This is a genomic window from Arthrobacter sp. Y3223151, assembly GCF_059091125.1.
Genome location: NZ_JBNHGI010000012.1, coordinates 19090 through 45319, shown reverse-complemented (window position 1 = coordinate 45319; position 26230 = coordinate 19090). Strand labels below are relative to the sequence as shown.

The window sequence follows — 26230 nt, the reverse complement described above, 5'->3', positions numbered from 1 at the left end:
GTAAGGTTAGGGTGTTTGCAGCGGCCCGCAACACCCGCGCGGGCCGTGGACGGCGGAAGGAAGTTCAGCGAGGATGCAAAAAGCAGCAGGCACAGCCTTGAACATCGTGGTGCTGGTCAAGCACGTACCGGACGCACAGTTCGACCGGCACCTGACCGGCGATCCGGCAACGGTGGACCGCTCGGAGAGCATCCTGTCCGAACTGGACGAATACGCCATCGAAGCCGCCCTGCAGTTGGCGGAGGAGCGCGGCGGCCCGAAGGCCGGCAACCGGGTGATCGCGCTGAGCATGGGCCCGGCAGCAGCGGCCACCGCGGTGAAGAAGGCGCTCCAGATCGGCGCCACCGAAGGCATGCACGTAAACGATGATGCCCTGGCCGGCTCGGACGCCGCCGGGACGTCGCTGGTGCTGGCCGCCGCCGTCCGCAGCCTCGGCGACATTGACCTGGTGCTCACCGGCATGGCATCCACCGACGGCGAAACCTCGCTGGTTCCGGCGCAGCTGGCCGAGCGCCTGGGCCTGCCGCAGCTGACCTTCGCCGCCAGCCTGGAGGTCGACGGGACCACCGTGCGCGCCCGTCGGGACGGCGATACCCACGCCGACAGCCTGGAAGCGGAACTCCCCGCGGTGGTATCGGTCACCGACCAGATCAATGAACCGCGTTACCCGAACTTCAAGGGCATCATCGCCGCCAAGAAAAAGCCGGTGGCCACCGTGTCGCTGGCGGACCTGGGCATCGAACCCGGTGCGGTCGGCACGGCGGGTGCCTGGACGGCCGTCGCCAAGGCAGAAGCGCGGCCGCCGCGGTCGCAGGGCACCATCATCACCGATGAGGGCGACGCCGGGATCCGCCTGGTGGACTTCCTGGCCGCCCAGAACCTGCTCTAGTCCGCCACGGAAACCGCGAAGGATATCGGCACCATGACTACTGTTCTTGTCTTCATCGACCGTCCCGGCCACGCCCTGCACAAGATCCACCGGGAACTGCTCACGCTCGCCCGCAGCATCGGAGAACCGCTAGCGGCATTCAACGGCGATCTCACCGACGCCCTGCGGACCGAGCTCGGGGAGTACGGCGCGGGCACCGTCTACGTACCGGCCGCCGACGTGGACGGCGCCCTGGTGGCCCCGAAGGCCGCCTTCCTGGCGGCAGCCGTGCGCCAGGCCGCTCCGGCCGCAGTGCTGCTGGACAACACGTTTGAAGGCAAGGAGATCGCCGCCCGGGCCGGCATCAAGCTGTCCTCCGGGGTCATCACCGACGCCATCGACGTCTCGGCGGACCTGACGGTGACCAAGAGCGTGCTGGCCGGCGCCTATACCGTGCAGGCCAATGTCACCGAAGGCACGCCGGTCATCACCGTGAAGGCCAATGTCGTGGCCGAGGCTCCGGCGGCCCAAGCGGCGGCGCCGCAGGTCGTGACGGTCGACGCCGGGGACTTCGGCCCCGCCGCCCGCATCACCGAACGCACCGAGAAGGCCGCCACCGGCCGTCCTGACCTGACCGAGGCACGCGTCGTCGTGGCCGGGGGCCGCGGCACCGGCGGCGATTTCGCGCCGATCGAAGACCTGGCCGACGCGCTCGGCGGGGCGGTGGGTGCCTCCCGGGCCGCCACCGATGCCGGCTGGATCGAGCACTCGGCGCAGGTGGGCCAGACCGGCAAGACCGTCTCGCCCCAGCTGTACATTTCCGCGGGCATCTCCGGGGCCATCCAGCAGAAGGCCGGCATGCAGACCGCCAAGGTGATTGTTGCGGTCAACAACGACGCCGACTCGCCGGTCTTCGAGATCGCCGACTTCGGCATCGTGGGCGACCTGGCCACCGTCTTGCCGCAGGCCGCCGCCGAGATCCGCCGGCGGAAGGGCTAGCGGCGGTGACGGCGGTGACAGTCGAGGAATTCCGGCCGGCACGCGTCCTGGTCTTTGCTGCGCACCCCGACGACCTGGACTTCGGGGCCGCCGGCACCATTGCCCGCTGGACCGCGGCGGGCGTGGAAGTCAGCTACTGCATCATGACCGACGGCGACGCCGGCGGCTTTGACGACGCCCAGCGCGCCGGCATCGTCGAACTGCGGGCAGCCGAGCAGGCCAAGGCCGCGGCGCTGGCCGGCGTCACCGACCTTCATTTCCTGCATCAGCCCGACGGCTACCTGGAGCCCACCCACGACGTGATCCGCCAGGTGGTGGAGCTGATGCGCCGCATCCGGCCCGACATCGTGCTGTCCATGCATCCGGAGCGTGCCTGGGACCGGATCCAAAAGAGCCACCCGGACCATCTGGCCTGCGGAGAAATCGTCACCCGCGCGATCTACCCGGCCGTGGAAAACCCGTACGCCTATCCCGAACTGCTCGAGGCAGGGCTGGCCGCCTACAAGGTGCCGTTCCTGTGGTTCTACGGCGGGCCGCGGGAACGCGAGAACCACTACGTGGACATCACCGACCACGTCGACACGAAGCTGGCCGCCATCCGGATCCACGCGAGCCAGCATCCGGACCTGGCCGCGATGGACGCCCGCGTGCGCCAGAACCTGGCCGAGAACGCCATGCGCGGCGGCCTGCCCGGACGCAGCGCGGAAGCCTTCCACGTGGTGGGGATCAATACCCCGGAAACCATCGCCGGATTCTGACGCAGGCCGCCCGCGGCGGCACGGTGGCCGGCGGCGCCGGGCTACGGCGTGGCGAGCGGAATGACGACGGCGAACGGCAGGCTGGGGGATTCGGCCCCGCCGGGTGCCTCGATGGAGACGGCCAGTTCGCGGCTGGTGGAGATGCCGTCGATAACGACCGGCTTGCCCGAGGTGATGTCGGCGGCGTCGATGGTGCCGGCCGACACCGGCGCCGAGCCGTCCGCCGGAAGCCGCCAGACCTGGTACGTGCGCCCCTCGGACGCCTGGACGCCGTGGAACGTCAGGACGGCGGCGTTCTCGCGGAGCGACACCGAGGCGTCCACGGTGCCGCCTCCCTCCAGTTCCTGCTGGCTGGCGACGACGTCCGCGGCAGCCGTGACGTCCTGGTCCGAGGTTCCGCCCAGGGTTTTCGCTACGGCGATGGCCCCCACCACCACGACGACGGCGGCCAGGGCAAGCAGCAGCCACTTGGTGACGGCCGGCATCGGCCGCCGCTCGGTGTCTTCCGATCCGCCGGTGAGCTGGTCGGCGTGCAGCACGGAGACATCGTCATCCGGTGCGTAGTCGTGGTCCCCGGTGGAGTTACCGGGGCTGGCCAGGCGATCAGATGGCTGGGGCGTATCCATAGGATTCAAGTCTATCCGCCCCCGCCGGAGGCAGGGTCCAGCCCGACACGCCGCCGCATCGCAACGCGTCGGCGCTACAGTTTCGCCCCGGCAAAACCGTGCTGCCGCCACGCCTCATAGACGGCGATCGAGGCCGAGTTGGCCAGGTTCAGCGAGCGCAGCGACGGAAGCATGGGCAGGCGCAGCCGCGCCGTGACGTGCGGATCCCGTTTGACCGAGGCCGGCAACCCGACCGACTCCGGCCCGAACATCAGCACGTCGCCGGGAGCATAGGCGACGTCCGTGTAGGAGCGCTCCCCGTCGGACGCAAAAGCGAAGACCCGCTCCGGCTGAAGGGCGTGCCACGCCGCCTCCAGATCCGCGTGGACCCGGACCACGGCGAGGTCGTGGTAATCCAGCCCGGCGCGGCGCAGCTTGGAGTCTTCGAAGGTGAAGCCCAGCGGTTCGACCAGGTGCAGTTCGGCGCCGGTGACCGCGGCCAGCCGGATGGCGTTGCCGGTATTGCCGGGGATTTCGGGGGCGTAGAAGAGGATGCGGAACACGGATTCCATCCTAAGCGGGCCCCGGGCCCGGCCCGGCATCCCTCGGCGGGCGGAACAGCCCCCGGGCAGGCGGAGCAGCACGCCGTCAGGCGTGCATGCCGCCCAGCAACTTGGCGAGCGAGGGAACGAGCACGGTGTTCGGCGCCGGGCCGGAGGACAGGAACTGTTTGAGTTCGCGCACCAGCCGGGCCGCGTTGACCACGTGTACCGGGACGATCCCGTCCGGGTCGTAGCCGCGCGTGTAATCGATCACCGGTTCGTGCAGGTTCCCGTCCGCGGAGTGGATCACCGTCCAGCCGGTGACATTGAGCTCCGGAAACAGTTCCTGCATCCTGCGCACCGCGGGTGCCAGCCTCGGCGGTTCCACGATCCGCCCGTCCTTGTGCAGGGTGCGGCCGTCCCAGCGGAAATTCCCCCGCGGCAGCAGCATCGAATCAATCAGTGCCAGCCGGTAGCCTGCCAACAGCGCGTGGTCGATGAAGCCGTTGTCCGCCGGCGAATGCAGGCCGTTGACCAGCCGTGCGGACGGGATGGCCGGCAGGATCTGCCGGCTGATCAGCTGCGCCGTCAGCGCCTCGCGGCGCAGCCTGGCCCCGGCGCCGAAGATGCCACGCTTCCGCGGCGCCCCATGGATGTGTTGGCGGGCGATGTTCTCCGGCAACGCGGGGGACCCGTCCGGGGAGCCGTAGGCAGGAACATAGACGGGGGAGTCCGACGCCGACGGGCCGCGTTGCCCGGGCGCCGAGGGCCGGGGTGCGGGGCCGGCCGCGAACGTTCCGGTGCTGTCCGTCGGCGCGCCCGGGCCGGCGGCACCGTAGGAACGGTCGTAGCGGGACCTGGCCTGCGGGTTGCTGAGGACTTCGTAGGCCAGGCTGACGCGGCGGAACTCGGCGGCATCCCCGCCATGGTCCGGGTGGGTGGCGCGGGCGGCCCGGCGGTACGCGGCCTTGATCTGGTGCGCCGTGGCATTAACCGGCAGCCCCAGGACGTCGTAGTGGGATAGGGGAATCACCGGCCGCCTCTCTGTCGGGTCTCGGGGGTCCTGCGCGAAGCCAAGTGTAACCGCCGGCCGCCTGTGTCGTACCGCGGCCGCGGGCCGCCGCGATGCCACAATCATCTGCTGTGACCTCGCTGCCGTCCTCCGCGCCGATCGCCGTCGCCGTCAACCCCCGCGCGTCCTTCGGAGCGACCGCCGGTGCCGGAGCGGAGGTCATGGCAGAGCTCGCCCGGCGTGGCCGCCCCGCCGTGGAGCTGCGGGCGGAAACGTGGGCCGCGCTCGCCGACCTGGTCGCCGGCGCGCTGCGCCGCGGGGTCTCCGCCCTCCTGGTGGTGGGCGGTGACGGAATGGTTCACTTAGCAGTCAACGCGCTGGCGGGCACACAGGTTCCGCTGGGCATCGTGCCGACGGGCACCGGAAACGACTTTGCCCGGCTGTTCGGCCTGCCCGCCGGGCCGGCCGCCGCCGTCGGGCATTTCCTGCACGCCTTGGAGCAGCCGCGCAGGGTGGACCTGGGCCGGGTGACGCATCCGGACGGTTCCACGGCCTGGTTCGCCGGGGTGCTCTCGGCCGGCTTCGACGCGGCGGTCAACGACCGCGCCAACCGCTCGAGGTTCCCCCGCGGCCGGCTGCGCTATCCGCTGGCCATGCTGCGCGAACTCGCCTCCTTCCGGCCCATCCGCTACCGCCTGGTCGTGGACGGCGTGCCGCGGGAGGTCGACGCGATGCTCGTGGCCGTGGCCAACGGCCGCTCCTTTGGCGGCGGGATGCGCGTGGTGCCGGTGGCGGCGTACGACGACGGTTTGCTGGATCTGTTCATCGTCTCGCCACTGTCCCGTCCGGCCTTCGTCGGCATCTTTCCGCGCGTCTACGCCGGCCGGCACGTCGGCCATCCGGCGGTCCGCATCGAGCAGGTCAGGACGGTCCGGTTGGAGGCCGCCGGCGTCACCGCTTACGCCGACGGCGAGCGGGTGGGGAGGCTGCCGGTGTCCGTGGACGTGGTTCCCGGTGCGCTGTCCGCGGCGGTGTAGCGCAACAGCAGCATCGACCCGGACTCGAGCACCTGCCGCAGTTGAAGCCGCTGCAGCGACTCGCGCGCGCCGGGAACGTGGTCCGTTATCCGCTTGGCGGCCCCGCCGGCCAACACCGGGCTGATCGTCAGGCACAGCTCGTCCACCAGTCCCGCCGCCTGGAAGCTGCCGAAGAGAAGCGGCCCGCCCTCGCTGTGGATCTGCTCGTAGCCGCGGGCGGCCAGCGCCTTCACCACCCGCGCCGGCTCCACCTGCGTGGTCCCGGCGTCGAGCACATCGGCCACCGGTTCCAGCGCCCGGCGCCGGGTCGCGGGCGACGCGGCGCTGGTCAGTACGATCGGCCGCACGGGCGCGGCGGTGAAGAATTCGCTGCCCGGGTCCAGGTCCAGCGACGCCGAGACCACGGCGACGGGCGGATGCGCACTCATGCCGCGGGCCAGGCGCCATGCCTGGGACTCCGCCGAGAGCAGCTCGCCGCCGTAGCCCTCGGCCCGGATCGTTCCGGCACCGACCACCAGGACATCGGCCAGCCTGCGCAACAGCAGGAAGACCCGCTGGTCCACCTCGTCGCCCAAGGTTCCGGAGCGGCCGGCATAGGTCGAGGCGCCGTCCAGGCTGGCCACGAAATTGAAGCGGACCCACGGGCCGGAGCGGGGGAGTTCGCCGTACCAGGCCAGCAGCTGCTGGTCGGTGGCCTGCTCCGGCCCAGGCGGCAGGAGGCGCCGGATCGGGCGTGTCACGGCGCCGCCGGTTCGTTGACGTCGCCCATGTTGTGCCGCAGGCAGGACGGTTCCCGCCAGCCCATCACGGCCTCGGTCATACGGATGGCCGCGCTGGCTTCGGCGACGTTGTGCATGCGCAGGATCCGCGCCCCGTTCATGATGCACATCACCGCGGCGGCCAGCGAGCCGGAGAGCCGTTCCTGCTTGGGCTGCGCCAGCGTCTCGCCGATGAAGTCCTTGTTGGACACCGCCGCCAGCGCCGGGTAACCGAGGGACGCGATTTCGGCAAAGCGCCGGGTGATTTCCAACGAATGCAGCGTGTTCTTGTTCAGGTCGTGGCCCGGGTCGACGATGATTTTCCCGGCCGGGATGCCCAGGTCCAGGGCCAGCTGCACCTTTCGTTGCAGGAACCCGGCGACGTCGTCGACCACGTCGTCGTAACGGGGGCGGGGATACACGGTGCGCGGGGCGGCGAGCGAGTGCGTGATGACCAGGTGCGCCCCGCCTTCCGCCACGACCGCGGCCAACTCCGGGTGGTGCAATCCGGTGGTGTCGTTGATGACGTTGGCTCCGGCGCGGATGCTCGCCTCCGCCACCTCGGGCAGGAAGGTGTCGGCGGAGATGATGGCGTCCGAACCGGCCCGCACGGCCTCGATGACCGGAACCACCCGCTCGGCTTCCTCGCGCGCGGACAAGGCCGGGCCCGGGGCGAACGGCACGCCGCCGATGTCCACCCAGTCCGCGCCCGCGGCCACCGCCGCCAGGGCTGCGTCAATGGCGGCCCGCCGGGTGAAGGTGCGGCCGGTGTCGTAGAAAGAGTCGGGGGTGCGGTTGACGATGGCCATCAGCGCCACCTGCCGGCGGAAGTCGATCCGTCGGACACCGAAGTCGTGCACCGGGTGGTACAGCTCGGGCAGGAAGACGCTGGACGGCGGCCGCGCCGTCAGTGGCTGGCTCACAGGCTGGTCAGCTCCTTGTCGGTATTGGACAGGTCCGCGGCATCCACGCTGCGGCCGGAACGGATCAGGTCCTGGATGGGCTCCTGGACGTCCCAGATATTTACATTCATACCAGCCACCACCTTGCCCTCGCGCAGCCAGAACGCGATGAACTCCAAGGAGTCAAGGTCCTGGTAGTTGCCCCGAAACACCGGCTCGCCCCGCGCCGACCACGGGAAATAGCCGGAGTACTCCATGCCGATCCCGAACTGGTCGGTGTAGAAGTACGGGATGTCGTCGTTGGACGCGTCCCGGCCCAGCATGGCGGCAGCGGCGGTCTTCCCTTGGGCCAGGGCGTTCGCCCAGTGCTCGCTGCGCAGCGGGCCGCCGTAACCGGGATGGTAGGCATGGGCAACATCGCCGGCGGCGTAGACATGCTCGGCCGAGGTGCGCAGGGTCTGGTCGGTGTCAATGCCACTGGACACGGCCAGCCCCGCAGCTTCGGCCAAGGCGGTGTTCGGGACGGCGCCGATGGCGACCAGGACCGCGTCGGCGCGCAGGCGCTCGCCGTTGTCCAGGACAACGCCGGCGACCCTGCCGTCCCCGCCTGTGCCGTCCTCGCCGAAAATCTCCACCGGCCAGCGACGGGTGCGCAGCAGGACGCCCTCGCGGCGGTGGGTATCGGCGAAGATGCTGCCGATGGCGTCGCCCAGGGCGGGGGCGAGCGGGATGTCGCCGCGGCCCAGGACCGTGACCTCGTTGCCGAGCTGGCGGGCCGTGGCCGCAACCTCCATGCCGATCCAGCCCATGCCGATCACGACCAGCCGCTGGTCCCCGGAGGCCAGCACGGCGTGCAGGGCCCGGCTGTCCGCCAGCGTGCGCAGGTAGTGCACGCCGCCCAGCCCGGCGCCGGGCAGTTCCAGCCTCCGCGGCGACGCCCCGGTGGCCAGCAGCAGCTGCGAGTACTCCAGCGTGCCCGCATCAGAGAGCGAGACGGTACGGGCAGCGGGATCGAAGGATTCCACCGTGGTGCCGCGCAACAGTTGGACGCCGTGCTCCGCATACCAGCCGGGCTGCTGCACGAGCCCCGACTCTTCATCCTCCCGGCCGGCCAGAAAGCCCTTGGACAGCGGCGGCCGAAGATAAGGGTTTTGGTCCTCGGCGCCGGCCAGCACGATCTCGTCGCCGAAGCCGCCGCTGCGCAGCTCCTTGGCCGCTGTTGCGCCGGCCAGGCCGGCTCCGGCGATAACGATCGGTTTCCCAGCCATGGCAGCGCTCCTTCATGTGCCGGCGGGCACGCGGCGGGTCCGCCCCTGGCCGCCGATCTGATGGAAGCACCGGCAGCTGCCTGTCGGGGCAGGGCCAGATGTTCTAAAATGGGTACATCCGACTTTAGAAATCAGCTCCGGATAAGTCAATGCACCTGCCACCGGAAAGGACCCCATGGCCGACCAGCCGCCACCCGGACTCCCTGCCGTCTCGGCCCTGGGCGACGACGTCCGCCGCCGCCTCTTCGAATTCGTCCGCTACAGCGCCGAACCGGTGACCCGGGACCAGGCCGCCGCCGCCCTTGATTTGCCGCGCAGCAGCGTGTCCCTTCAGCTGGACGCGCTGGCCGGCCACGGACTGCTCAGCATCGAGTTCCGGAAACTCAGCGGTAAATCCGGGCCGGGCTCCGGCAGGCCGGCCAAGGTCTACGCGGCAGCGGTGCCGGAGGTATCGGCCTCCGTGCCGGAACGTGCCTACGGCCTGGCGGGCGAGCTGCTGGCCGCGGCGGTCGAGAAGTCGGCCCGGACCTCCCGCCCGGCGCACGAACTGGTGGCCGAGGCCGCCCGCGCCAAGGGCCGTGAGCTGGGGGCCGGCGCCGGCGGCCTGGAGGAAGCCCTCGCCGCCGCGGGCTACCGGCCGCTACCGGACGCGGCCGGTTTCGCGCTGGGAAACTGCCCGTTCCACCTGCTTGCCCGCAGCCACACGGAAACCGTGTGCGGCCTGAACCTCGCCCTGCTGCAAGGGATGCTGGCCGGCTGCGCGGACCAGTCCCACAGCGTCGCCGCAGATCCGGACGGGCCGTTCTGCTGCGCCAGGATCAACCGGCGCTGAGCCGCCTGCAGGCTCCGGTCCTCCCGGCGCCGGGCGCCGGGCTGAAACCAGGCGCACCGGGGCATGTAAAATATTGGCGTGCCCGTGTACCTTGACCACGCGGCGACCACGCCCCTTGTGGCGCAGGCCCTGGCCGCACTCACCCATGAACTCAGCCGCAGCGGCAACCCCTCCTCGCTGCACGGTTCCGGCCGGCGTGCCCGCAGGGTGGTCGAGGACGCCCGCGAAACCATCGCCGCCGCGGCCGGAGCGCATCCGTCCGAGGTGATTTTCACGTCCGGCGGTACCGAAGCCGACAACCTTGCCGTCAAGGGCCTGTATTGGGCCCGGCGCGACGCCGACCCCCGGCGTCGGCGGATCCTGTGTTCACCGGTGGAGCACCATGCCGTGCTCGACACGGTGGAATGGCTCCAGAAGCATGAGGGCGCCGAGGCGGTCTGGTTGCCGGTCGACGCCCACGGCGTGGTCTCCGTCGAGGCCCTGCGACGGGAAATCGAAGCCGACCCTGCAGCGGTGGCGCTGGTCACCGTGATGTGGGCCAACAATGAGGTCGGCAGCGTCCAGCCGATGGCAGAGATCGTCGCCGCCGCGCAGCCGCACGGCATCCCGGTCCACTCGGACGCCGTCCAGGCGTTCGGCCACCTGCGGGTGGATTTCAAAGACTCCGGGCTGGACACCCTCGCCATCAGCGGGCATAAGATCGGCGGCCCGGTGGGGGTCGGTGCGCTGCTGGTCGGCCGGGACGTGAAGCTGACGCCCGTCCAGCACGGCGGCGGCCAGGAACGCGACATCCGGTCGGGCACCCTGGACACCCCGGCGATCGCGGCCTTCGCCGCGGCCGCGGAGGCCGCCGTCGGGCAGTTGCCGGAAGAAGCCGCGCGGCTGGCGGAATTGCGCGACCGGCTCATCGCCGGCGTCGCGCGCGGCGTCCCGGAGGCGGTGTTGCGGGGTACCCCGGATCCGCGGCACGAGGGCCTGCGGCTGCCCGGCAACGCGCATTTCACCTTCCCCGGCTGCGAGGGCGATTCACTGTTGTTCCTGTTGGATCTGGCCGGCGTGGAGTCCTCCACCGGGTCGGCCTGCACCGCGGGAGTGCCCCGGCCATCGCACGTCCTGCTGGCCATGGGGTTGAGCGAAGAAGAAGCCCGCGGGGCCCAGCGCTTCACGCTCGGGCATACAACAACCGAGTCAGACGTTGACTCACTGGTGGCAGCGCTGCCGGAGGCATACGCACGGGCCAGGAAGGCCGGGATGGCCGGCCACGTCTCCAGCATCCAGACCGCGGGCACGCAGTCCGGCTGAGGCCTCGGTTGACCGGGCAGGTGCGGTGGGGCGCACGGACCGTGACGGCCGCGGCAGACACGAACAACGAATCAGTAGGGAAACGAATTCATGAAGGTACTGGCAGCGATGAGCGGCGGCGTGGACTCCGCCGTGGCGGCGGCACGGGCGGTGGAGGCCGGCCACGACGTGGTGGGCGTGCACCTGGCCCTGAGCCGGATGCCCGGCACCCTGCGCACCGGCAGCCGGGGCTGCTGCACCATTGAGGATTCGCGCGACGCCTGGCGTGCCTGCGACATCCTGGGCATCCCGTACTACGTCTGGGACTTCTCCGAGCGGTTCAAGGAAGACGTGGTGGACGATTTCATCGCCGAATACGCCGCCGGCCGGACGCCGAACCCCTGCATGCGCTGCAACGAGCGGATCAAGTTCGCCGCCCTCCTGGAGAAGGCGCTGGCGCTGGGGTTCGAAGCGGTGTGCACCGGCCACTACGCCAAAGTGGTGGAGGACGCGCAGGGCAACCGCGAACTGCACCGCGCCGCAGACTGGGCCAAGGACCAGTCGTACGTGCTGGGCGTGCTGACCCACGAACAGCTCAAACACTCCATGTTCCCGCTGGCCGAAACGCCGTCCAAGGCCGAGGTCCGCGCCGAGGCCGCGCGGCGCGGACTGTCCGTGGCGAACAAGCCGGACAGCCACGACATCTGCTTCATTTCCGACGGCGACACCCGCGGCTGGCTGGCCGAGAAGATCGAGATGGAGTCCGGTTCCATCGTTGACCAGGACGGCCAGGTGGTCGGCGAACACGAGGGCGCCAACGCGTTCACCGTGGGCCAGCGGCGCGGCCTGAAGCTGGGCCGGCCGGCGCCGGACGGCAAACCGCGGTTCGTGCTGGAGATCCGGCCCAAGGAGAACAAGGTGGTGGTGGGACCCGAGGACCTGCTGGCCGTCGACCAGATGCGCGGCATCAAGGTCTCCTGGGCGGGCCTGCCGTTGCCCGAGGTCGAGGCCCGCACCGAGTTCGACTGCATGGTGCAGGTCCGCGCGCACGGCGACCCGGTGGCGGCGCGCGCCCAGGCGGAGGCCGGCGAGGACGGCCGGCAGCAGTTGGTCGTGACCCTCATCGAGCCGATGCGCGGCGTGGCCCCCGGCCAGACCATGGTGCTCTACCAGGGAACCCGGGTGCTGGGTCAGGCAACCATCGACTCGGCGCGTTCGCTGAGCTGGGACCCGGCCAACGTTTCCTAGGCGCAGCACGCTTCGGCGCGGAACCCTTCGTCCAAACCGCGCCGGCCGCGATCGTCCTTTCGTGCCGGGGCCGGGCCGGGAGGACAGGCGGTGCTTCACAGAGCGGTAACCGGTGCACCTCCCGCGCGGGCCGAACCATAAACTGGTGGCATGACCGACCCCCGCGTTGCCGATGACTACGACCCGACCGCCAGTTCCCTCTCCGACCAGGTGGCGCCCGAGGTGATGGCGGAGCTGTTGGCGGTGCGGGGAAGCATCGACAACATCGACGCAACGCTGGTCTATCTGCTCGCCGAGCGGTTCAAAGCAACCCAGCGGGTGGGGTACCTGAAGGCCACGCACAAACTGCCGCCGGCCGACCCCGACCGGGAGACCGCCCAGATCAACCGGCTGCGGCGGCTGGCCGAAGAAGCGCATTTGGATCCGGCCTTCGCCGAGAAGTTTTTGAACTTCATCATTTCGGAGGTCATCAGGCACCACCAGGCCATCTCCGACGAGCATAACGGCGGCAACTGACATGGCCGCCGGTTCCCCCGGGCCCGCCGCCGACGCGGCTGCCGCCGCCGGGCGGCCCGCCCACGTGAGCGCCACCGGGCTGGGCAGCTGGCCCGGCACCGAACCAGCCGAGACCGCGCGCATCGTCCGCGGTGAACTGGGCGAGCCGAACCTGCCGCACCTGGTCGAGCTGCCGGACCGCGGCGCCGGGTCGGACCCGACCGCACGAACCGCGGGCATGCTGGAGGGACTGTTCATCGATCTGCAGCCGCACGGCTGGCGCTTGGTGGACCGCCCGGGGCAGGATCACCGCAGGGCCGTGTCCGCGCTGCGCACCGACCTGAACGTGCTGGCCGATGTGGTCGGCGCCGAAGACCGCCCCGGCAACCAACTCAAGATCCAGGTGCGCGGACCGATGTCCCTGGCCGCAAACCTCCACCTGCACAACGGCGAACGCGCCCTGATCGACGCCGGCGCCCGGCGGGACCTCGCCCAGTCGCTCGCGGCAGGCGCGGCCGGACACCTGGCCAACGTCAGGGCCGCGCTGCCGGCCGGCACGGAACTGGTGGTCCAGCTCGAGGAGCCGGAACTCGATGCCGTGCTGGCCGGGACCATCCCCACGGCCAGCGGATACCGCACGCTGCGCGCGGTCGCGGCCACGGAGGCCTCCGCCGCCTGGGACCTGGTGGCCGCCGCACTGCGCGATGCCGGAGCCGTGGAAGTTGTCGCCCTGGTCCCGGCCGCCGATTCGTCCCTCGACGCCGTGGCGGGCAGCGCACTGGACGGGCTCGCCCTTCCCACCGGCGCGCTGACCACCCGGCAGTGGGAAACCCTCGCCGCCGCGGTGGAAGCGGACCGGACGGTGTGGGCAGGCATCATCGACCCGGCAGCAGGCGCCGTCCCGCAGGTCAGCGCGCTCGTCGATGCGGTCGTCCGCCCCTGGCGGCAGCTGGGCCTGCCGTTGACGCGGCTGCCCCGGGTGAGGATCACGCCCTCCGCCGGCCTGGCCGGGCGTTCGCCGGAGACGGCGCGCGCGGTGGTCAAGCGGCTCACCCAGACGGCCGACGCCCTAAACCAGGTCGTCGCGGAGGCATGAGCCTGGGGCGGCCCGCCCTCGCGGCAGGACCGGGCTCCTTAGCCCACGAGCACCGAGTACGTAAAGGATCCGGAGTATTCCAGCACGGTACCTAGCTGGCGCTGGATGACCTTCGTCCGGATCCGGAAACGGCCCTCGGATCCATCCCACCACTGTTCCGTGAAAGCCGCGGCATCCAGCAGCAGCGGAAGCCCGATGGTGAGCGGGCCGGCTGATATCCGGCAGCGCCGCGACGCCAGCCGCATCCGGCCGTCGGCGCCGACCGAGCACGCCACGTCCGTCAGCAGGCGGCCGCTGCGGCCCAGCGCACCGACGGGCCGGCGCAGATGGTCGTCCCAACCGGTCCGGTCCTCCACGATCCGGGTCCGGTCGTGGAAGCTGAGTGTCCTGACGGCGGTGAGCTCCGGCTGGCCGCCGGCGTTCAGGGAAGCGCGGTTCTCGATGCTGAAGGGCACGTTGTGCTGGTACTCGGGGAACAAGGCGTTGTCGCCGCTGGTCAGGCCGAGGAACGGCCGCAGCGCCGGAACCGGGCAGCCGGCGACGTCGAACAGGCCGGAGCCGAAGCCGCGGGCTTCGTGTCCGCCGTCGTCCGCTGCCGGCGGGGCGAGCGAGAAGTATTCCTGCAGTTCGGGCGTCAGGCGCGGGAAGTCGTGCCCCAGGGCCAGCTGGTAGACGGAAACCATTGCATCACCATCCGGGTCGGGGACCGCGCCGGCCCGGCAGGCCGGTGGCGGGGTCCATGGCGGTTACAGCCGTCCGGCGGCTTTGAGCCGGATGTACATGTCGGCCAGCTGAGGCGGCAGTTCGTGCGGGGGAGCGTCCACCACTTCCGCGCCGGACTGGCGGATCTGCGCGGCGACTGCCGCCCGTTCCAGCACGGCACGCTCGGCGGCGGCGGCCCGGTAGGTGTCGTCGGCGGTCCCGCGGACCGCGCGCAGCCGGTCCACGTGCGGATCGCTGACCGAGGCGACCACCACGGTGTGCTTGGCGGTCAACTGGGCCAGCACGGGCAGCAGCCCCTCCTCGGCCGCCCCGGAGTCCAGCGAGGTCAGCAGCACCACCAGCGACCGGTGCGAGGACAGGGCGTGGATCTCCCCGGGTATCTGCGACCAGTCCGCTTCGATCAGTTCCGGTTCCAGCGGGGCCATGGCGTTGACCAGTTGGTTGAGCAGGTTGCCCTTGGCCGCGGAGGCGACCCTGGCCCGCGGCCGCCGGTCGAAGGCCAGGAAATCCACGCGGTCGCCGCCGCGCTCGGCGAGCACGGCCAGCAGCAGCGACGCCTCGATTCCGGTGTCCAGCCGCGGCTCGTCCTCGATCCGTGCGGCCGAGGTGCGGGAGGTGTCGAGCACGATCACCACCCGCCGGTCGCGTTCCGGACGCCAGGTGCGGACGACGACGGCCTGCCGCCGGGCGGTGGCGCGCCAGTCGATGGAGCGCACGTCGTCGCCGCGCACGTAGTCGCGCAAGGAATCGAACTCCGTGCCGGCCCCGCGGATCTGCACCGCCACGCGGCCGTCCAGTTCACGCAGCTTGCGCAGCTTGGAGGGCAGGTGCCGCTTGGAATGGAACGGCGGCAGCACCCGCAGCCGGCCGGGCAGGGCGATGGTGACCTGGCGCGCGGCCACCCCCAGCGGACCCAGCGACCGGACGGTGACGTGGTGCGCCTGCAGGTCGCCGCGGCGCTGCGGCGTCAACTGCACCTCGACCAGCCGCCGTTCCCCGGGCGCGAGGCGCACGCGCTGCTCCGGGTTGGCGGCGCCGGCCGAGGGCTGCCAGCCGTCGCGCACCACGGCCCGCAACCGGCGGCGGCCATGATTGGCCAGCACCAGCCGGGCCGTCACGGATTCCCCCAGCCGGACATTCGACGGCAGCCTCCGCTGCAGCCCGACGCGGCGCGGCGACAGCGCCAGCGACAGGTCCACGCCGACCGCCGCGGCCAGCAGCAGGCAGCACACCAGGGCCGTGACGGGGCTGGGGAAGAGCATCAGCGGGAGGACGCCCGCCAGGGCCAGCAGGACAAAACGTCCGGTGATCGCCACGGCGTCACTCAGCGGGGGACCGGCACGGTGGCCAGGATGCTCTGCAACACGTCGTCGGCCTGCACGCCGTCCATTTGCGCCTCCGGCCGCAGCCCCACCCGGTGCCGCAGCGCCGGCAGGGCCATCGCCTTGACGTCGTCCGGCGTGACAAAACCGCGGCCGTTCAGCCACGCCCAGGCCCGGGAGGTGTTGAGCAACGCGGTGGCGCCGCGCGGCGAAACGCCGAGCTGGAAGGACGGCGCGGACCGCGTGGCCCGGACCAGGTCCACGATGTAGCCGACCACCTCCGGCGCGATCGCCACCCGGGCGACGGCGGCCCGGGCCTGCACCAGGTCCTCGGCGGAAGCGGTGGCCCGGACGCCGGCGGCCTGCAGGTCGCGCGGGTCGAAGCCCTGGCTGTGGCGGCGGATGATTTCGATTTCCGCGTCCCGGTCGGGCAGGTGCATGGTGAGCTTCAGCAGGAAGCGGTCCAACTGCGCTTCCGGCAGCGGGTAGGTGCCCTCGTATTCCACCGGGTTCTGCGTGGCCGCCACGATGAACGGTTCGGGCAGTTTCCGTGAGGTGCCGTCCACCGACACCTGGCGTTCTTCCATCGCTTCCAGCAGCGAGGCCTGCGTCTTCGGCGGCGTCCGGTTGATTTCGTCGGCCAGGAGGATGTTCGTGAAGACCGGGCCCTCGCGGAAGCGGAATTCAGCCGTGTGGGTGTCGTAAATCATGGAGCCGGTGACGTCGCCGGGCATCAGGTCGGGGGTGAACTGGATCCGCTTGGTGTCCAGGCTCAGGGCGGCGGAGAGCGAGCGGACCAGCAGAGTCTTGGCGACGCCGGGCACCCCCTCCAGAAGCACATGCCCGTGCGACAGCAGGGCGATCAGCAGCCCGGTCACGGTGGCATCCTGGCCCACCACCGCCTTCGCCACTTCGGTGCGGACGTCATGCAGGGTCTGGCGCAGGCGGTCGTCGTCAGCGGGCGGGGTGGCGACGGCCGGGCCCGCGCCGTAGTGGGATGCCTGCCGTTGTCCTGGCTGATCGCTCATCGGTGCATTATCTCTTTCTCTAGCTGCTGCAGTTCTTGTGCCCAGGCCGCCAGCCGGGCTTCAGTGCCGGGTGCCTCGTGGCGCAGGAGGCGCTCCACTTCGACCCGCGGGCGGCTGCTGTCCCGGGATACCGCATCGACGACGTCGGCGCTGGCGGCGCCCGCGGGCAGCCGCAGGTGGGCAGCGAGCCGGGTCAGGGTGGCGGCGCGCAGGTTGTCGGCGGCGTGGTTCACTGCCTTGGCGCTCTGGTACAGCCGGGCACGGCCCTCGATGGTCTCGGCCGAGCGGACCACCACCGGCAACGGCTCGGACACCAGGGGCCCGAGCCGGCGTCCGCGCCAGAACATCGCGGCGACGCCGACGGCCATGAGCCACAGGGACACCGGAAGCACCCAGGCGGGCAGCAGGCTCATGGGGTTGACCGCTTCGCCGGACACCGGAAGGTCCTCCAGCCCCGCCCGGTACCACACCAGCCGCTCGGTCGCTCCCAGCGTGCGCAGGGCCAGCGCGGCGTTGCCCGCGCTCACGACGCCTTCGTTGCTGAGCACGTGGCCGGCGCCGAGCACGATGGTGGCACCGTCGTCGGACATCACGAAGGGCGCCGCGTCCTCGGCCGGTGTCTCGAAGGCGAAGCACAGCTCGCCGCCGCCGCGGTAGGCCAGGCCGCCGCGGGTGATTTCGCCGGCCGCGGCGGGGCCGGGCAGGCCGCAGGCGGCCGCGAGGTTGCCCCCGTCGGCGGGGACGACGCCGGCGGCCCGGACGCCGGGGGCAAGGGCCCGCAGCGCCTCGAAGCCGGGCTCGAGCAGCACGATCCGCGCGGCCCGCTCCTTCAGCGGTTTCAGCTGCCCGGCGGTCAGGTAGCCGTCCGGGTCGTGGATCAGCAGGGCGGCGTCGCCCGCCGTCAGCTGGTCCCGGGTCTCCTGCAGCGAATGCGTGGCGGTCACCTGCACGCCCTGCTGGCGAAGCACTTCGGCCACGGCCTGGGCCCCGTTGGGCGCGGCGTTGCCGGGGGAGAGGTCGGCGCGGTCGGCGGCCGGGCCGCGGAGCAGCTCCAGCGCCACCACCCCGCACAGCAGCACCAGCAGCAGGAGCCAGAAGCTCCACCGCCGGAGCCGGTTGCGCAGCGTGGACAGCACCGAGCCGCCGTCGCCGACCGTCTCTGGCAGGTCTCCGGGTGCGCCGCCGGTTCCGGTGGTGCCTCCGGCGAAGCCATCGGCTGCCGCAGCAGTCCGGTGCGCGGAGGGTGCCCGGCTCATCGCGGAACCGCCAGCGGCGCCGGGCCGCTACCGCCCGGCTGCGGGGACGCCGCGGCCAGGGAATCGTCCAGGGCCGCCAGCTGGTCAAGGTCCGAAGCCGTGGCGGGCACCTTGCCGTACCGCACGGCGTCGAACCGGTTGGCCGCTACACGCAGCCGCCCGGCCTCGGCGCTGAACGCGGCGGCGATGCCGGCGGCCGCTTCGTCGGCGGTGCGGCCCGGCCGGGCATCCAGGATTACGCGTTCTTCCATCGAGCGCACCAGTGCGCGGAACCGCTCGGTCAGCGCCGCATCCCAGTCGCCCCGGTCCGCGGCTGCCCGCGACTTCCGGCGGTGTTCGTCGGCCGTGAGCGGGACGGCGCCGTCGAACATCTCCGCCGCCGCGCGGCTGCGGGCGTTGCGCCGGGGCTTGACCAGCCACACGGCCGCCCCGATCAGCAGCAGGGCAGCCAACACCAGGACCAGCGTGCCGAGGTTGGGGCTGAAGCCATTGAGTTGGGCGATCAGCCCGGCCAGCCAGTCGAGGATGGCCTGCAGCACCGATTCCAGGACGCCGGGCCGGGCGTCCTGGTACTCCTCCTTGGCCAGTTCGCGGATCAGCAGTTCGCGCGCCTCTTCCGGCCCCGGCTCCACCGGGACCTCGAAGGGAACAGCTGCGGAACCCGGTGCGGCCGCCGCGATGCCCGGGGCGTGCATGGTCACGTGGGCCAGGGGCCGGCCGGCCCGGGAACCGCGGGGCCGGGTGCCGCGCCGGCGCCGAGTCCCGGAATGGTCCGGGTCTCCCGGCCGCCGGAGGCTTCATGTTCGCGCAACAGCACCACGTCGAACCCTTCGCGGCGGATCCGCAGGTCGATGTAGACCAGGGCGATCACGGCCGCTTGGAAGGCGTAGCCGATGGCCGAGAAGATGGATGACAGCAGCATCGAGACCAGCGTGAGCGGGCCCATGGTCGCCAGCATGCTCTCGGCCGAGGTGGGATCGCCCAGCAGCGGACCGGCGAGTCCCACGATGAACGAAATGGGCATGCTGACCACGGAGGTGATCACCGTGACGATGATGCTGCACAAGAGGATGATGCCAAAGGTCCGCCACCAGCTGCGGTCGGTCAGCTGCCACGACCGGGCGAGCGCCCGGACGAGCGGAGCGCGTTCCATGATGATCACCGCCGGTGCCAGCATCAGCTTGATGCCGATCCAGACGGACACCGCCGTCAGGCCCACAATGATCAGCACGATGATCCAGACAGAGGACACGCCGAGCTGGTCGGCCAGGAAGAAGGAGCCGGCGATGATCGCGACCAGTGCGGCAGCGGTGAGGGCGAGATAGAGCAGGGCCAGCCCGACCAGCGCACCGATCCGGCCCTTCGCGAGCGCGAACATCAGGCCAAAGCCGGTTTTCTGGTTGACCGCGGCCCGTGCGGTGGGAATGGCGAGGATGCCCTGCAGGACCAGGATCCCCACCCCGGACAGCAGGCCCAGCACCAGCGAGGAGATGATGATGGACAGGCCGAAGGCCACCGCGGATGCATCCGTGAGTTCCTCGTTCGCCATGACCTGCAGGCCGCCGAAGGCCGAAATGATCAGCCCGCCGACCAGCCAGGCCAGCGCGCTGACGACCACTTGGAGCAGCACCGCGGTGCCGAAGACCGCCGCGGCGTTCTTGCGGGCGGCCTGGAAGGCGCCGTCGAGGATCTCGCCGACGCCGAGCGGACGCAGCGGGATGACGCCCGGTTTCGGCGGAGCAACATAGCCGCGATACGGGCCCGGACCGGCGGGCGCCGGCCAGCCGCCCTGCTGTTGTGCGCCGGGCGCGGGCTGTCCCCACTGCGGCTGCGGGTTCCATCCGGACTGGGCGGGCGGAGGCCAGCCTCCCTGCTGCTGTGCGCCGGGCGCGGGCTGTTCCCACTGCGGCTGCTGGTTCCACCCGGACTGGCCTTGCGGATCCCTGCTGTCGTGCCCGGCGTCATTGGCCCCGTGGCTCATCGCGTCCCGTCTTCCTCATCTCGTGTCGCCGGCTGCGGGAGGCCTCCGGCGAAGTGTTAGCCTCTCATCAGCCTATAGTTTCGGTCCGCCAGTTCCTACCATCCCGGCGCGGGCCCGCCGTGGGCGCAGTGTCGGTGTGCCCTGTGCGTCGTGACGTCAGGGATGAGGGGAATAGGGAACAATAGGGAGATATGAAGGCACGCATTCTGGTCGTAGACGACGACGAGGCCCTGGCCGAGATGATCGGCATCGTGCTGCGCAACGATGGCTTCGATCCCGTGTTCTGCGCGGACGGCGCCCAGGCCCTCGAGGTTTTCCGCAGCAGCAAGCCGGACCTGGTGCTGCTCGACCTGATGCTCCCGGGGCTGGACGGCATTGAGGTCTGCCGCCAGATCCGTGGCGAATCGGACGTTCCCATTGTCATGCTGACGGCCAAGTCGGACACCTCCGACGTGGTCCGGGGCCTGGAATCCGGTGCCGACGACTACGTGCCCAAGCCGTTCAAGCCGGCAGAACTCGTGGCCCGGGTGCGCGCGCGCCTGCGTCCGGGCGACCAGCGGGCGCCCGAGACCCTGCGGATCGCCGACGTGGTGATCGATGTTGCCGGGCATGTGGTCCACCGCGGGGACGAGAAGATCTCGCTCACCCCGCTGGAATTCGACCTGCTGGTGGCCCTGGCCCGGAAACCCTGGCAGGTCTTCACCCGCGAATTGCTGCTGGAGCAGGTCTGGGGCTACCGCCACGCCGCAGACACCCGCCTGGTCAACGTGCATGTCCAGCGGCTGCGCTCCAAGATCGAACGCGATCCGGAGGCCCCCGAAGTGGTGCTCACGGTGCGCGGCGTCGGTTACAAGGCCGGCCAAGGGTAAGTGGAGCCGGTTCTCAGCCGGTGGACAGCCAAGCTGAAGGCGGCAGCTGAGGCCGCTTGGCATGCCACGCTGCGGGCCCGCGAGTTCCTGAACCGGAAATGGCGGCGGTCGCTGCAGTTCCGCACGGTGACCGCCGCCGTCCTGCTCACCGCCTTCGCCTTCATGGGCGTGGGTGCGTTCCTCTCCAGCCAGATCGCCTCCGGGCTCTATCAGGAGCGGGTGAACCAGGCGGAGGCCGAGTCCCGGCGCGGGCTGTCCCAGGTCAAGACAATCTTCGAGAGCTCCTCCGCCAGCGACCGGGCGACCGTCTCCAGCATGGTGGCGGACACGCTGAAACTGCTGGAGGGTACCGGCGCCGAAGCGCCGCGCTACTACCTGCTGACGCCGCTGCCGGGCGGCCAGAACCTCTACGTGTTCAGCCAGTCGAACACCTCCATCACCGCCAACATCATCCCGGAGGGGCTGGCCCGGGAAGTCGCCACCGGCACCGGGCAGTACCGCCAGGCGCTCGCGCTGCCCGTGGGCGACAGCGATGTCCCCGCCATCGGATTCGGCACCAAGGTGTCGTTGCCGCCGGGCAATTCGTATGCGCTGTACCTGATCTACGACCTCTCCTCGGTCCAGCAGACCCTGGACTTCATTCACCGGGTGCTCTGGATCGGCGGCGGGCTGCTGCTGATCCTGGTCGGCGGCATCGTCTGGCTGCTGACCCGCGCCGTCGTGCACCCGGTCAGCCAGGCGGCGATCGCCTCGGAGAAGCTGGCGGCAGGACAACTGCAGGAGCGGCTGGAAGTCCGGGGCGAGGACGAACTCGCCCGGCTGGGGGCCTCCTTCAACCACATGGCGAACAGCCTGCAGGAGCAGATCACGCAGCTGGCCGCGCTGTCCGAAATGCAGCAGCGGTTCGTGTCCGACGTGTCGCACGAACTGCGGACGCCGCTGACCACGGTCCGCATGGCCGCGGAGGTGCTGTACGAATCGCGCGGGGACTTCGATCCAATCAACGCCCGCTCCACGGAACTGCTGTACAACCAGGTGGAGCGTTTCCAGGCGCTGCTCGCCGACCTCTTGGAGATCTCCCGTTTCGACGCCGGTGCTGCCGCACTGGACGCGGAGCCGACCGACTTGGTGGAGATCGCCCGCACCGCGCTCGACGCCGCCCAGCCGCTTGCGGAGAACAGCGGGTCGGAGCTGCGGCTGATTGCCCACGAGCCGCGCTGCATCGCGGACATGGACCGGCGCAGGATCGAACGCATCCTGCGCAACCTGATTGTCAACGCGCTGGAACACGGCGAAGGCAAACCGGTGGAGGTCACGGTCGGGGCAACCGAGGACGCCGTGGCCGTCTCGGTGCGTGACTACGGCATCGGGATGACGCCCATGGAAGCCTCCAGGGTGTTCGACCGCTTCTGGCGCGCCGACCCGGCCCGGGCGCGGACCACCGGCGGCAGCGGCCTGGGGCTGTCGATTTCCACCGAGGATGCCCGCCTCCATGGCGGCTGGCTGCAGGCGTGGGGCGAGCCGGGCAATGGTGCCTGCTTCCGGCTCACACTGCCGCGGCACAGCGGCGGCACGCTCACCCATTCGCCGCTGCCGCTGCCACCGGCCGGCGCCTCCGCATGGCACGGCCAGCTGGTGGCCGAGAATGTGCTCCTCGAACAGCAGGAGGAAAACGGTGTTCCGGATCCCAGCTGAGCCTGCCCGCCTCTCCCGGCTGCGCGCCGTCGTCGTCATGCTCTGTGTCATGCTGGCGCTGGCCTCCTGTTCCTCCATCCCGATGTCGGGGCCGGTGGGCACGGTCCAGGCCGATTCGGGCGAAACCGGGGGAACCGGCTACACCTTTAACCCGCCGGGGCCGTCGCCGGGGGACTCCCCGCAGCAGATCGTCGCCGGCTTTATCCAGGCGGGCACAGCCACGCAGGACGATTACCGGATTGCGCGCGAATTCCTCGCCCCGGACCTGGCCGGCGAATGGCAGCCGGTGCAGCGGACGCTGGTGTACCGGAACGTCGTGAGGATTGTCGGATCGCCGTCCGAAACCGAATTCGTGCTCCAGGTGGAGGTCGATGCCACGATCAACGAGTCGGGCGTCCGGACCCAGGCCGAGGAAGGGGCCACCGAATCGCTGCCGGTGGAACTGGCTCAGGTGGACGGCGAATGGCGAATCTCCAGCGTTCCGGACGGGACCATGGTCTCCACGGTGGACTTCCGCACCTTGTTCTCCCCGTTCAACCTGTACTACTACGACCCGACGTACACGTATGCCGTGCCGGACGTGCGCTGGTTCGCCAACCGGCAGGGCATCTCCGCGGCCATCGTGGCTGCCATGCTGGAGGGGCCCGCACCGTACCTGGCCGGCGCCGTGATCAGTGCCTTCCCGGAAGGCTCGCAGCTGGTGCGGCGGGCCGTACCGATCGAATCGGGGGCTGCCAGCGTGGACCTGTCGGCCGAAGTCCTGACGGGCACCACGTTCCTGCGCCGGCAGCAGATGCAACAGCAGCTGGAACTGACGCTGGGGGAGCTCAATACCGTCTCCACCGTACAGATGACCGTGGACCAGCGGGAAGTGGACCTGGGCAATTCCCCCGATCCCCAGTTCCAGGCCGCGGTGACCGACCCCGCGGTCGGCAATGTGCAGATCGGGGTTTTGGACGAGGAACTGGTGTTCTACGAAGGATCGCGGCCGGTCAAGCCGGAGGACCTGCCGTCCGTCAGCCGGCTGCGCCCGCGCGAACCGGCGATGTCGCTGGACCAGGAACGCTTTGCCTTCCTGACCGCCGAGCGCAACCGGATGTTCGTGATCGGCGAGGACCGCCGCGCGGTGGAGGCGGCATCCGGAAGCAACCTCACCGGACCCAGCGTCGATCCCTTCGGCTGGGCCTGGGCGGCGGCCGGTGACGGCAGCGGGAAAGTCTCCGCGGTTTCCATCGAGGAGCCGGACGAATCGGTGGCGGTCAGCGCCCAATGGCTCACGGAGCGGACCGTGACCGAGCTGCAGATCTCGCGTGAAGGATCCAGGGCGCTCATCACCACCCGCGAAGGCGAGAGCACCTCGGTCTATGTGGCCGGCGTCGTCCGGGACCAGGACGGCCGGCCCCGGGGCATCACCACGCCCAAGCGGTTGAGCCCCTCGGTCCCGGTGGACTCCGGCGTCTGGGCCGACGAAGATACCGTCGTCGTCATGCAGGCCTCGCCCGACGAAGCGGTGACCGCGGAGGTGCTGAACCTGGACGGCAGCACCCTGCGGACCGCGCCCCTGCAGGGGATGGTGGAGATCAGCGCCGGCAACGGCAGCCAGGACGTGTACGCCCAGACCAACGAGATGCTCTACATCCGCGTCGGCAACAGCTGGGCTCCGCAGCGCAACTCCCCGCTGGTCATCGATCCGTCCTTCCCCGGATAGCCCCGCCTCCACAGCCGCCCGCAGCACCGCAAGACACCACAACCGGTGCCCGGACCACGCCGGCCGGGCAGGGCGCGGCCAGACTGAAGGCATGGCGGGGACCCGGTGGTGAAGGCGACGGCAGGCGTGGGCACCCGGCTGGACAGGCTGTATTTCAGCCGGGCCGCCCAGGCGCTGCGGATCTGGTCCGGGCAGTTCGGCCGGCTGCTGCTGCCGACCGACTGCGTGGCCTGCGGTGCGCCGGATTACGTCCTGTGTGCTGCCTGCAGGCGGCGCCTGCGCCGCTCGACGGTGCGCCCGGTGGCCGTGGAGCAGGACGCCGACTCCTTGCCGCTGGACGAGGCCGGCCGCCCGCTGCCGGTGACCGCCGGGGGACCCTACCGGCGTGAACTCTCCCAGACCGTGCTGGCCTTTAAGAACCACGGCCGGACCGAGCTGGCGCCGGTGCTGGCCGTCGTGCTGGCCGGCGCCCTGGACGCGGCCGCGGCACGTGCCGGCCGGCCCGCCGCGGCCGTGCTGGTCCCGGTTCCCTCGCGCGGCAGCTCCCGCCGGCGCCGCGGCTACGATCCGCTTCAACTGCTGCTGTCCCGCCTGGCCCGGCAAGGCCTGCTGCCGGCCGGCCTGCAGTTGCTGCCCGCCGTCCGCCAGGTGGACCCGGTGCGGCGCCTGCAGCGGCCGGGGTCCCGGGGCGGGCAGAAGGCGCTGGGCCGGTCGGCCCGGCAACGGAACGTTGCCGGCAGCATGGCGGTGCCGCCGGGGTACGCACCCCTGATCGCCGGGAGGTGCTGCCTCCTGGTGGACGACGTGCTCACCACCGGGGCCACGATGGGTGAGCTGGCCCGCGCGGTGCGTGCCGCCGGCGGACATCCGCTGGGCGGAGCGGTGCTGGCAGCCGCCTCGGCTCCGGCCGGGCCCGCCGCCGGAGATGCGGGCGGTCAGGCCGCGCGGCGGCCCTCGTGAGCGCCGAGTAATGACGCGGGGTGTAACGATTATGCAGTCCCGGGTGTACCGGCCGTCGGGGTGCCCTCGGACATCGCCGGTAAATGTTGTAGATATTCGTGAGTAAAGGGTGAATAAAAGGTGTCCGTGATCTAACGTGAAGTATGGGCTCCCGCGAGGGAGGCAACCCGTCTTCAGCGGCTGAAAGGAGTTTCTCTTTCGGTCGCTGTTGTGTCATCTAGGCAATTATGGAGGGCACCATGGAATTCAACATCAACGGCCGCAACCTGTCCGTTTCGGATCGGTTCCGCGAGTACGCTGAGGAGAAGATCTCCAAGATCGAGCAGTTGGGCGACAAGGTCCAGCGGCTTGATGCCAAAGTCACCAAAGAGGCCAATGCCCGCAATGCCGAAAGCTCGATGACCGTCGAGCTCACCGTGCTCGGACGGGGCAGCGTGGTCCGCGCCGAGGCCAAGGCCGCGGACAAGTTTGCAGCTTTCGACATTGCCTATAACAAGCTTTTGGAGCGCCTGCGCCGCGCCCGGGACCGCCGCAAGGTCCACCACGGCCGTCACACCCCGACCGCCGTCCACCAGGCCACCGCCACGCTGGAACCGGCCAGCTCGGACATGCCGCTGCACGAAGCGACGCTGGCTGCGGCAACTGCCCAGGACCAGGCCGAGGACCGGACCGGCTACGACATCGACAACGATCTTCCCGCCGGAGACTCACCGGTGCTGATCCGCCGCAAGGTCTTCCCGGCCGCGGCCATGACCCTCGACGATGCCGTGGACAACATGGAACTGGTGGGACACGACTTCTACCTGTTCATCGACAAGGCGACGAACGCACCCAGTGTCGTCTACCGCCGTCGTGGCTGGACGTACGGCGTGATCACCCTCGACGCCGATTGCAGCGCCGAAGAAGCCAAGGCGCGTGAAGAGGTGCTGGCCTACCGCGCGTCGGCGGGCGCCAAGGCCTGACAGCGCCGCGGCTTGCCTAGTATGA

The 26230-nt window shown here is 70.7% G+C and carries 26 protein-coding genes; 14 read left to right on the top strand and 12 right to left on the bottom strand.

What is annotated here, in order from left to right; translation table 11 throughout:
* Positions 1-73: 73 nt before the first annotated feature.
* The 3 genes from AC5RUP_RS14545 to AC5RUP_RS14535 are packed head-to-tail and all read left to right on the top strand — an operon-like array spanning position 74 to position 2625.
* Positions 74-889, top strand: a complete 816-nt coding sequence (locus AC5RUP_RS14545; RefSeq protein ID WP_494000244.1) for an electron transfer flavoprotein subunit beta/FixA family protein — start codon at positions 74-76, stop codon at positions 887-889.
* A 33-nt stretch (positions 890-922) separates the two neighbouring features.
* Positions 923-1867, top strand: a complete 945-nt coding sequence (locus AC5RUP_RS14540) for an electron transfer flavoprotein subunit alpha/FixB family protein (protein WP_494067289.1) — start codon at positions 923-925, stop codon at positions 1865-1867.
* A 5-nt stretch (positions 1868-1872) separates the two neighbouring features.
* Positions 1873-2625 (top strand): PIG-L deacetylase family protein, encoded by a 753-nt coding sequence (locus AC5RUP_RS14535; RefSeq protein WP_494067288.1) that lies wholly within the window; start codon positions 1873-1875, stop codon positions 2623-2625.
* A 41-nt stretch (positions 2626-2666) separates the two neighbouring features.
* Here AC5RUP_RS14535 and AC5RUP_RS14530 read toward each other — a convergent pair whose 3' ends face one another.
* The 3 genes from AC5RUP_RS14530 to AC5RUP_RS14520 form a co-directional block, all read right to left on the bottom strand.
* Positions 2667-3251 (bottom strand): anti-sigma factor, encoded by a 585-nt coding sequence (locus AC5RUP_RS14530; RefSeq protein WP_494154908.1) that lies wholly within the window; start codon positions 3249-3251, stop codon positions 2667-2669.
* A gap of 74 nt (positions 3252-3325) precedes the next feature.
* Positions 3326-3793: a tRNA (cytidine(34)-2'-O)-methyltransferase gene (locus AC5RUP_RS14525; RefSeq protein WP_494131901.1), complete on the bottom strand. Its 468-nt coding sequence runs from the start codon at positions 3791-3793 to the stop codon at positions 3326-3328.
* 85 nt (positions 3794-3878) lie between these two features.
* On the bottom strand, positions 3879-4805 hold the full coding sequence (locus AC5RUP_RS14520) for a J domain-containing protein (RefSeq protein ID WP_494158687.1): 927 nt from the start codon (positions 4803-4805) through the stop codon (positions 3879-3881).
* Positions 4806-4915: 110 nt separating this feature from the next.
* On the opposite strand from AC5RUP_RS14520, the gene AC5RUP_RS14515 reads away from it, so the two are divergent.
* Entirely contained in the window at positions 4916-5821 is a 906-nt protein-coding gene (locus AC5RUP_RS14515) for a diacylglycerol/lipid kinase family protein (protein ID WP_494158686.1), read from the top strand.
* On the opposite strand, the gene AC5RUP_RS14510 is transcribed toward AC5RUP_RS14515, so the two are convergent.
* From AC5RUP_RS14510 to AC5RUP_RS14500, 3 genes are read right to left on the bottom strand one after another with little or no spacing between them, the layout of a single operon-like run.
* Positions 5743-6561, bottom strand: coding sequence for a pyrimidine reductase family protein (locus AC5RUP_RS14510; RefSeq protein ID WP_494131898.1), 819 nt, complete (start codon positions 6559-6561; stop codon positions 5743-5745). The two genes, AC5RUP_RS14515 and AC5RUP_RS14510, sit on opposite strands and share 79 nt — an antisense overlap.
* Positions 6558-7502: a dihydropteroate synthase gene (gene folP / locus AC5RUP_RS14505; protein ID WP_494158685.1), complete on the bottom strand. Its 945-nt coding sequence runs from the start codon at positions 7500-7502 to the stop codon at positions 6558-6560. Before folP ends, AC5RUP_RS14510 begins: the two co-directional genes overlap by 4 nt.
* Positions 7499-8749 (bottom strand): NAD(P)/FAD-dependent oxidoreductase, encoded by a 1251-nt coding sequence (locus AC5RUP_RS14500; RefSeq protein WP_494158684.1) that lies wholly within the window; start codon positions 8747-8749, stop codon positions 7499-7501. Before AC5RUP_RS14500 ends, folP begins: the two co-directional genes overlap by 4 nt.
* A 175-nt stretch (positions 8750-8924) precedes the next feature.
* Between AC5RUP_RS14500 and AC5RUP_RS14495 the strand changes: the two genes are divergently transcribed.
* The 5 genes from AC5RUP_RS14495 (at position 8925) to AC5RUP_RS14475 (ending at position 13701) form a co-directional block, all read left to right on the top strand.
* Positions 8925-9581 (top strand): helix-turn-helix transcriptional regulator, encoded by a 657-nt coding sequence (locus tag AC5RUP_RS14495; RefSeq protein WP_494158683.1) that lies wholly within the window; start codon positions 8925-8927, stop codon positions 9579-9581.
* A 78-nt stretch (positions 9582-9659) separates the two neighbouring features.
* The gene (locus tag AC5RUP_RS14490) at positions 9660-10883 is read left to right on the top strand and encodes a cysteine desulfurase family protein (RefSeq protein WP_494131894.1); all 1224 of its coding nucleotides are present in this window, start codon (positions 9660-9662) and stop codon (positions 10881-10883) included.
* A 90-nt stretch (positions 10884-10973) separates the two neighbouring features.
* Positions 10974-12110 carry a tRNA 2-thiouridine(34) synthase MnmA gene (mnmA, locus tag AC5RUP_RS14485; protein WP_494155049.1) on the top strand — a complete coding sequence of 379 codons (1137 nt, stop codon included), beginning with the start codon at positions 10974-10976 and terminating at the stop codon, positions 12108-12110.
* 150 nt (positions 12111-12260) lie between these two features.
* On the top strand, positions 12261-12626 hold the full coding sequence (locus AC5RUP_RS14480) for a chorismate mutase (RefSeq protein ID WP_494067277.1): 366 nt from the start codon (positions 12261-12263) through the stop codon (positions 12624-12626).
* 1 nt (position 12627) lies between these two features.
* Positions 12628-13701: a uroporphyrinogen decarboxylase/cobalamine-independent methonine synthase family protein gene (locus tag AC5RUP_RS14475; protein ID WP_494158682.1), complete on the top strand. Its 1074-nt coding sequence runs from the start codon at positions 12628-12630 to the stop codon at positions 13699-13701.
* A gap of 38 nt (positions 13702-13739) precedes the next feature.
* Here the strand turns inward: AC5RUP_RS14475 and AC5RUP_RS14470 are convergent, their stop codons facing one another.
* The 6 genes from AC5RUP_RS14470 to AC5RUP_RS14445 form a co-directional block, all read right to left on the bottom strand.
* Positions 13740-14384, bottom strand: a complete 645-nt coding sequence (locus AC5RUP_RS14470; RefSeq protein WP_494155306.1) for a DUF4166 domain-containing protein — start codon at positions 14382-14384, stop codon at positions 13740-13742.
* 63 nt (positions 14385-14447) lie between these two features.
* Positions 14448-15740: a DUF58 domain-containing protein gene (locus tag AC5RUP_RS14465; RefSeq protein ID WP_494158681.1), complete on the bottom strand. Its 1293-nt coding sequence runs from the start codon at positions 15738-15740 to the stop codon at positions 14448-14450.
* Between the two features lie 8 nt (positions 15741-15748).
* Positions 15749-16774 (bottom strand): AAA family ATPase, encoded by a 1026-nt coding sequence (locus AC5RUP_RS14460; protein ID WP_494067273.1) that lies wholly within the window; start codon positions 16772-16774, stop codon positions 15749-15751.
* Positions 16771-18030 (bottom strand): DUF4350 domain-containing protein, encoded by a 1260-nt coding sequence (locus tag AC5RUP_RS14455; protein ID WP_494158680.1) that lies wholly within the window; start codon positions 18028-18030, stop codon positions 16771-16773. The genes AC5RUP_RS14460 and AC5RUP_RS14455 overlap by 4 nt, the downstream gene beginning before the upstream one ends.
* Positions 18027-18725 carry a DUF4129 domain-containing protein gene (locus AC5RUP_RS14450; RefSeq protein ID WP_494158703.1) on the bottom strand — a complete coding sequence of 233 codons (699 nt, stop codon included), beginning with the start codon at positions 18723-18725 and terminating at the stop codon, positions 18027-18029. The genes AC5RUP_RS14455 and AC5RUP_RS14450 overlap by 4 nt, the downstream gene beginning before the upstream one ends.
* Before the next feature lie 2 nt (positions 18726-18727).
* Complete coding sequence (locus AC5RUP_RS14445; RefSeq protein WP_494158679.1) at positions 18728-20011, bottom strand: proline-rich domain-containing protein; 1284 nt, start codon at positions 20009-20011, stop codon at positions 18728-18730.
* Between the two features lie 191 nt (positions 20012-20202).
* On the opposite strand from AC5RUP_RS14445, the gene mtrA reads away from it, so the two are divergent.
* From mtrA to hpf, 5 genes are all read left to right on the top strand, one after another.
* Positions 20203-20880 carry an MtrAB system response regulator MtrA gene (mtrA, locus tag AC5RUP_RS14440; RefSeq protein ID WP_493989146.1) on the top strand — a complete coding sequence of 226 codons (678 nt, stop codon included), beginning with the start codon at positions 20203-20205 and terminating at the stop codon, positions 20878-20880.
* Positions 20881-22575 carry an MtrAB system histidine kinase MtrB gene (gene mtrB, locus AC5RUP_RS14435; protein WP_494012514.1) on the top strand — a complete coding sequence of 565 codons (1695 nt, stop codon included), beginning with the start codon at positions 20881-20883 and terminating at the stop codon, positions 22573-22575. It begins immediately after the preceding gene.
* Positions 22556-24283, top strand: a complete 1728-nt coding sequence (locus AC5RUP_RS14430) for an LpqB family beta-propeller domain-containing protein (protein WP_494131887.1) — start codon at positions 22556-22558, stop codon at positions 24281-24283. The genes mtrB and AC5RUP_RS14430 overlap by 20 nt, the downstream gene beginning before the upstream one ends.
* A 108-nt stretch (positions 24284-24391) precedes the next feature.
* The gene (locus tag AC5RUP_RS14425) at positions 24392-25243 is read left to right on the top strand and encodes a ComF family protein (protein ID WP_494131886.1); all 852 of its coding nucleotides are present in this window, start codon (positions 24392-24394) and stop codon (positions 25241-25243) included.
* Between the two features lie 239 nt (positions 25244-25482).
* The gene (gene hpf, locus AC5RUP_RS14420; protein WP_494154638.1) at positions 25483-26205 is read left to right on the top strand and encodes a ribosome hibernation-promoting factor, HPF/YfiA family; all 723 of its coding nucleotides are present in this window, start codon (positions 25483-25485) and stop codon (positions 26203-26205) included.
* Positions 26206-26230 lie beyond the last annotated feature (25 nt).

Excerpts from the sequence above, each read along its gene's own strand:
- AC5RUP_RS14545 (WP_494000244.1), top strand. The coding sequence starts at position 74 with ATGCAAAAAGCAGCAGGCACAGCCTTGAACATCGTGGTGCTGGTCAAG.
- AC5RUP_RS14540 (WP_494067289.1), top strand. The coding sequence starts at position 923 with ATGACTACTGTTCTTGTCTTCATCGACCGTCCCGGCCACGCCCTGCAC.
- AC5RUP_RS14530 (WP_494154908.1), bottom strand. The coding sequence starts at position 3,251 with ATGGATACGCCCCAGCCATCTGATCGCCTGGCCAGCCCCGGTAACTCC.
- AC5RUP_RS14500 (WP_494158684.1), bottom strand. The coding sequence starts at position 8,749 with ATGGCTGGGAAACCGATCGTTATCGCCGGAGCCGGCCTGGCCGGCGCA.
- AC5RUP_RS14495 (WP_494158683.1), top strand. The coding sequence starts at position 8,925 with ATGGCCGACCAGCCGCCACCCGGACTCCCTGCCGTCTCGGCCCTGGGC.
- mnmA (WP_494155049.1), top strand. The coding sequence starts at position 10,974 with ATGAAGGTACTGGCAGCGATGAGCGGCGGCGTGGACTCCGCCGTGGCG.
- AC5RUP_RS14480 (WP_494067277.1), top strand. The coding sequence starts at position 12,261 with ATGACCGACCCCCGCGTTGCCGATGACTACGACCCGACCGCCAGTTCC.
- AC5RUP_RS14475 (WP_494158682.1), top strand. The coding sequence starts at position 12,628 with ATGGCCGCCGGTTCCCCCGGGCCCGCCGCCGACGCGGCTGCCGCCGCC.
- AC5RUP_RS14470 (WP_494155306.1), bottom strand. The coding sequence starts at position 14,384 with ATGGTTTCCGTCTACCAGCTGGCCCTGGGGCACGACTTCCCGCGCCTG.
- AC5RUP_RS14460 (WP_494067273.1), bottom strand. The coding sequence starts at position 16,774 with ATGAGCGATCAGCCAGGACAACGGCAGGCATCCCACTACGGCGCGGGC.
- AC5RUP_RS14455 (WP_494158680.1), bottom strand. The coding sequence starts at position 18,030 with ATGAGCCGGGCACCCTCCGCGCACCGGACTGCTGCGGCAGCCGATGGC.
- AC5RUP_RS14450 (WP_494158703.1), bottom strand. The coding sequence starts at position 18,725 with ATGCACGCCCCGGGCATCGCGGCGGCCGCACCGGGTTCCGCAGCTGTT.
- AC5RUP_RS14445 (WP_494158679.1), bottom strand. The coding sequence starts at position 20,011 with ATGAGCCACGGGGCCAATGACGCCGGGCACGACAGCAGGGATCCGCAA.
- mtrA (WP_493989146.1), top strand. The coding sequence starts at position 20,203 with ATGAAGGCACGCATTCTGGTCGTAGACGACGACGAGGCCCTGGCCGAG.
- hpf (WP_494154638.1), top strand. The coding sequence starts at position 25,483 with ATGGAATTCAACATCAACGGCCGCAACCTGTCCGTTTCGGATCGGTTC.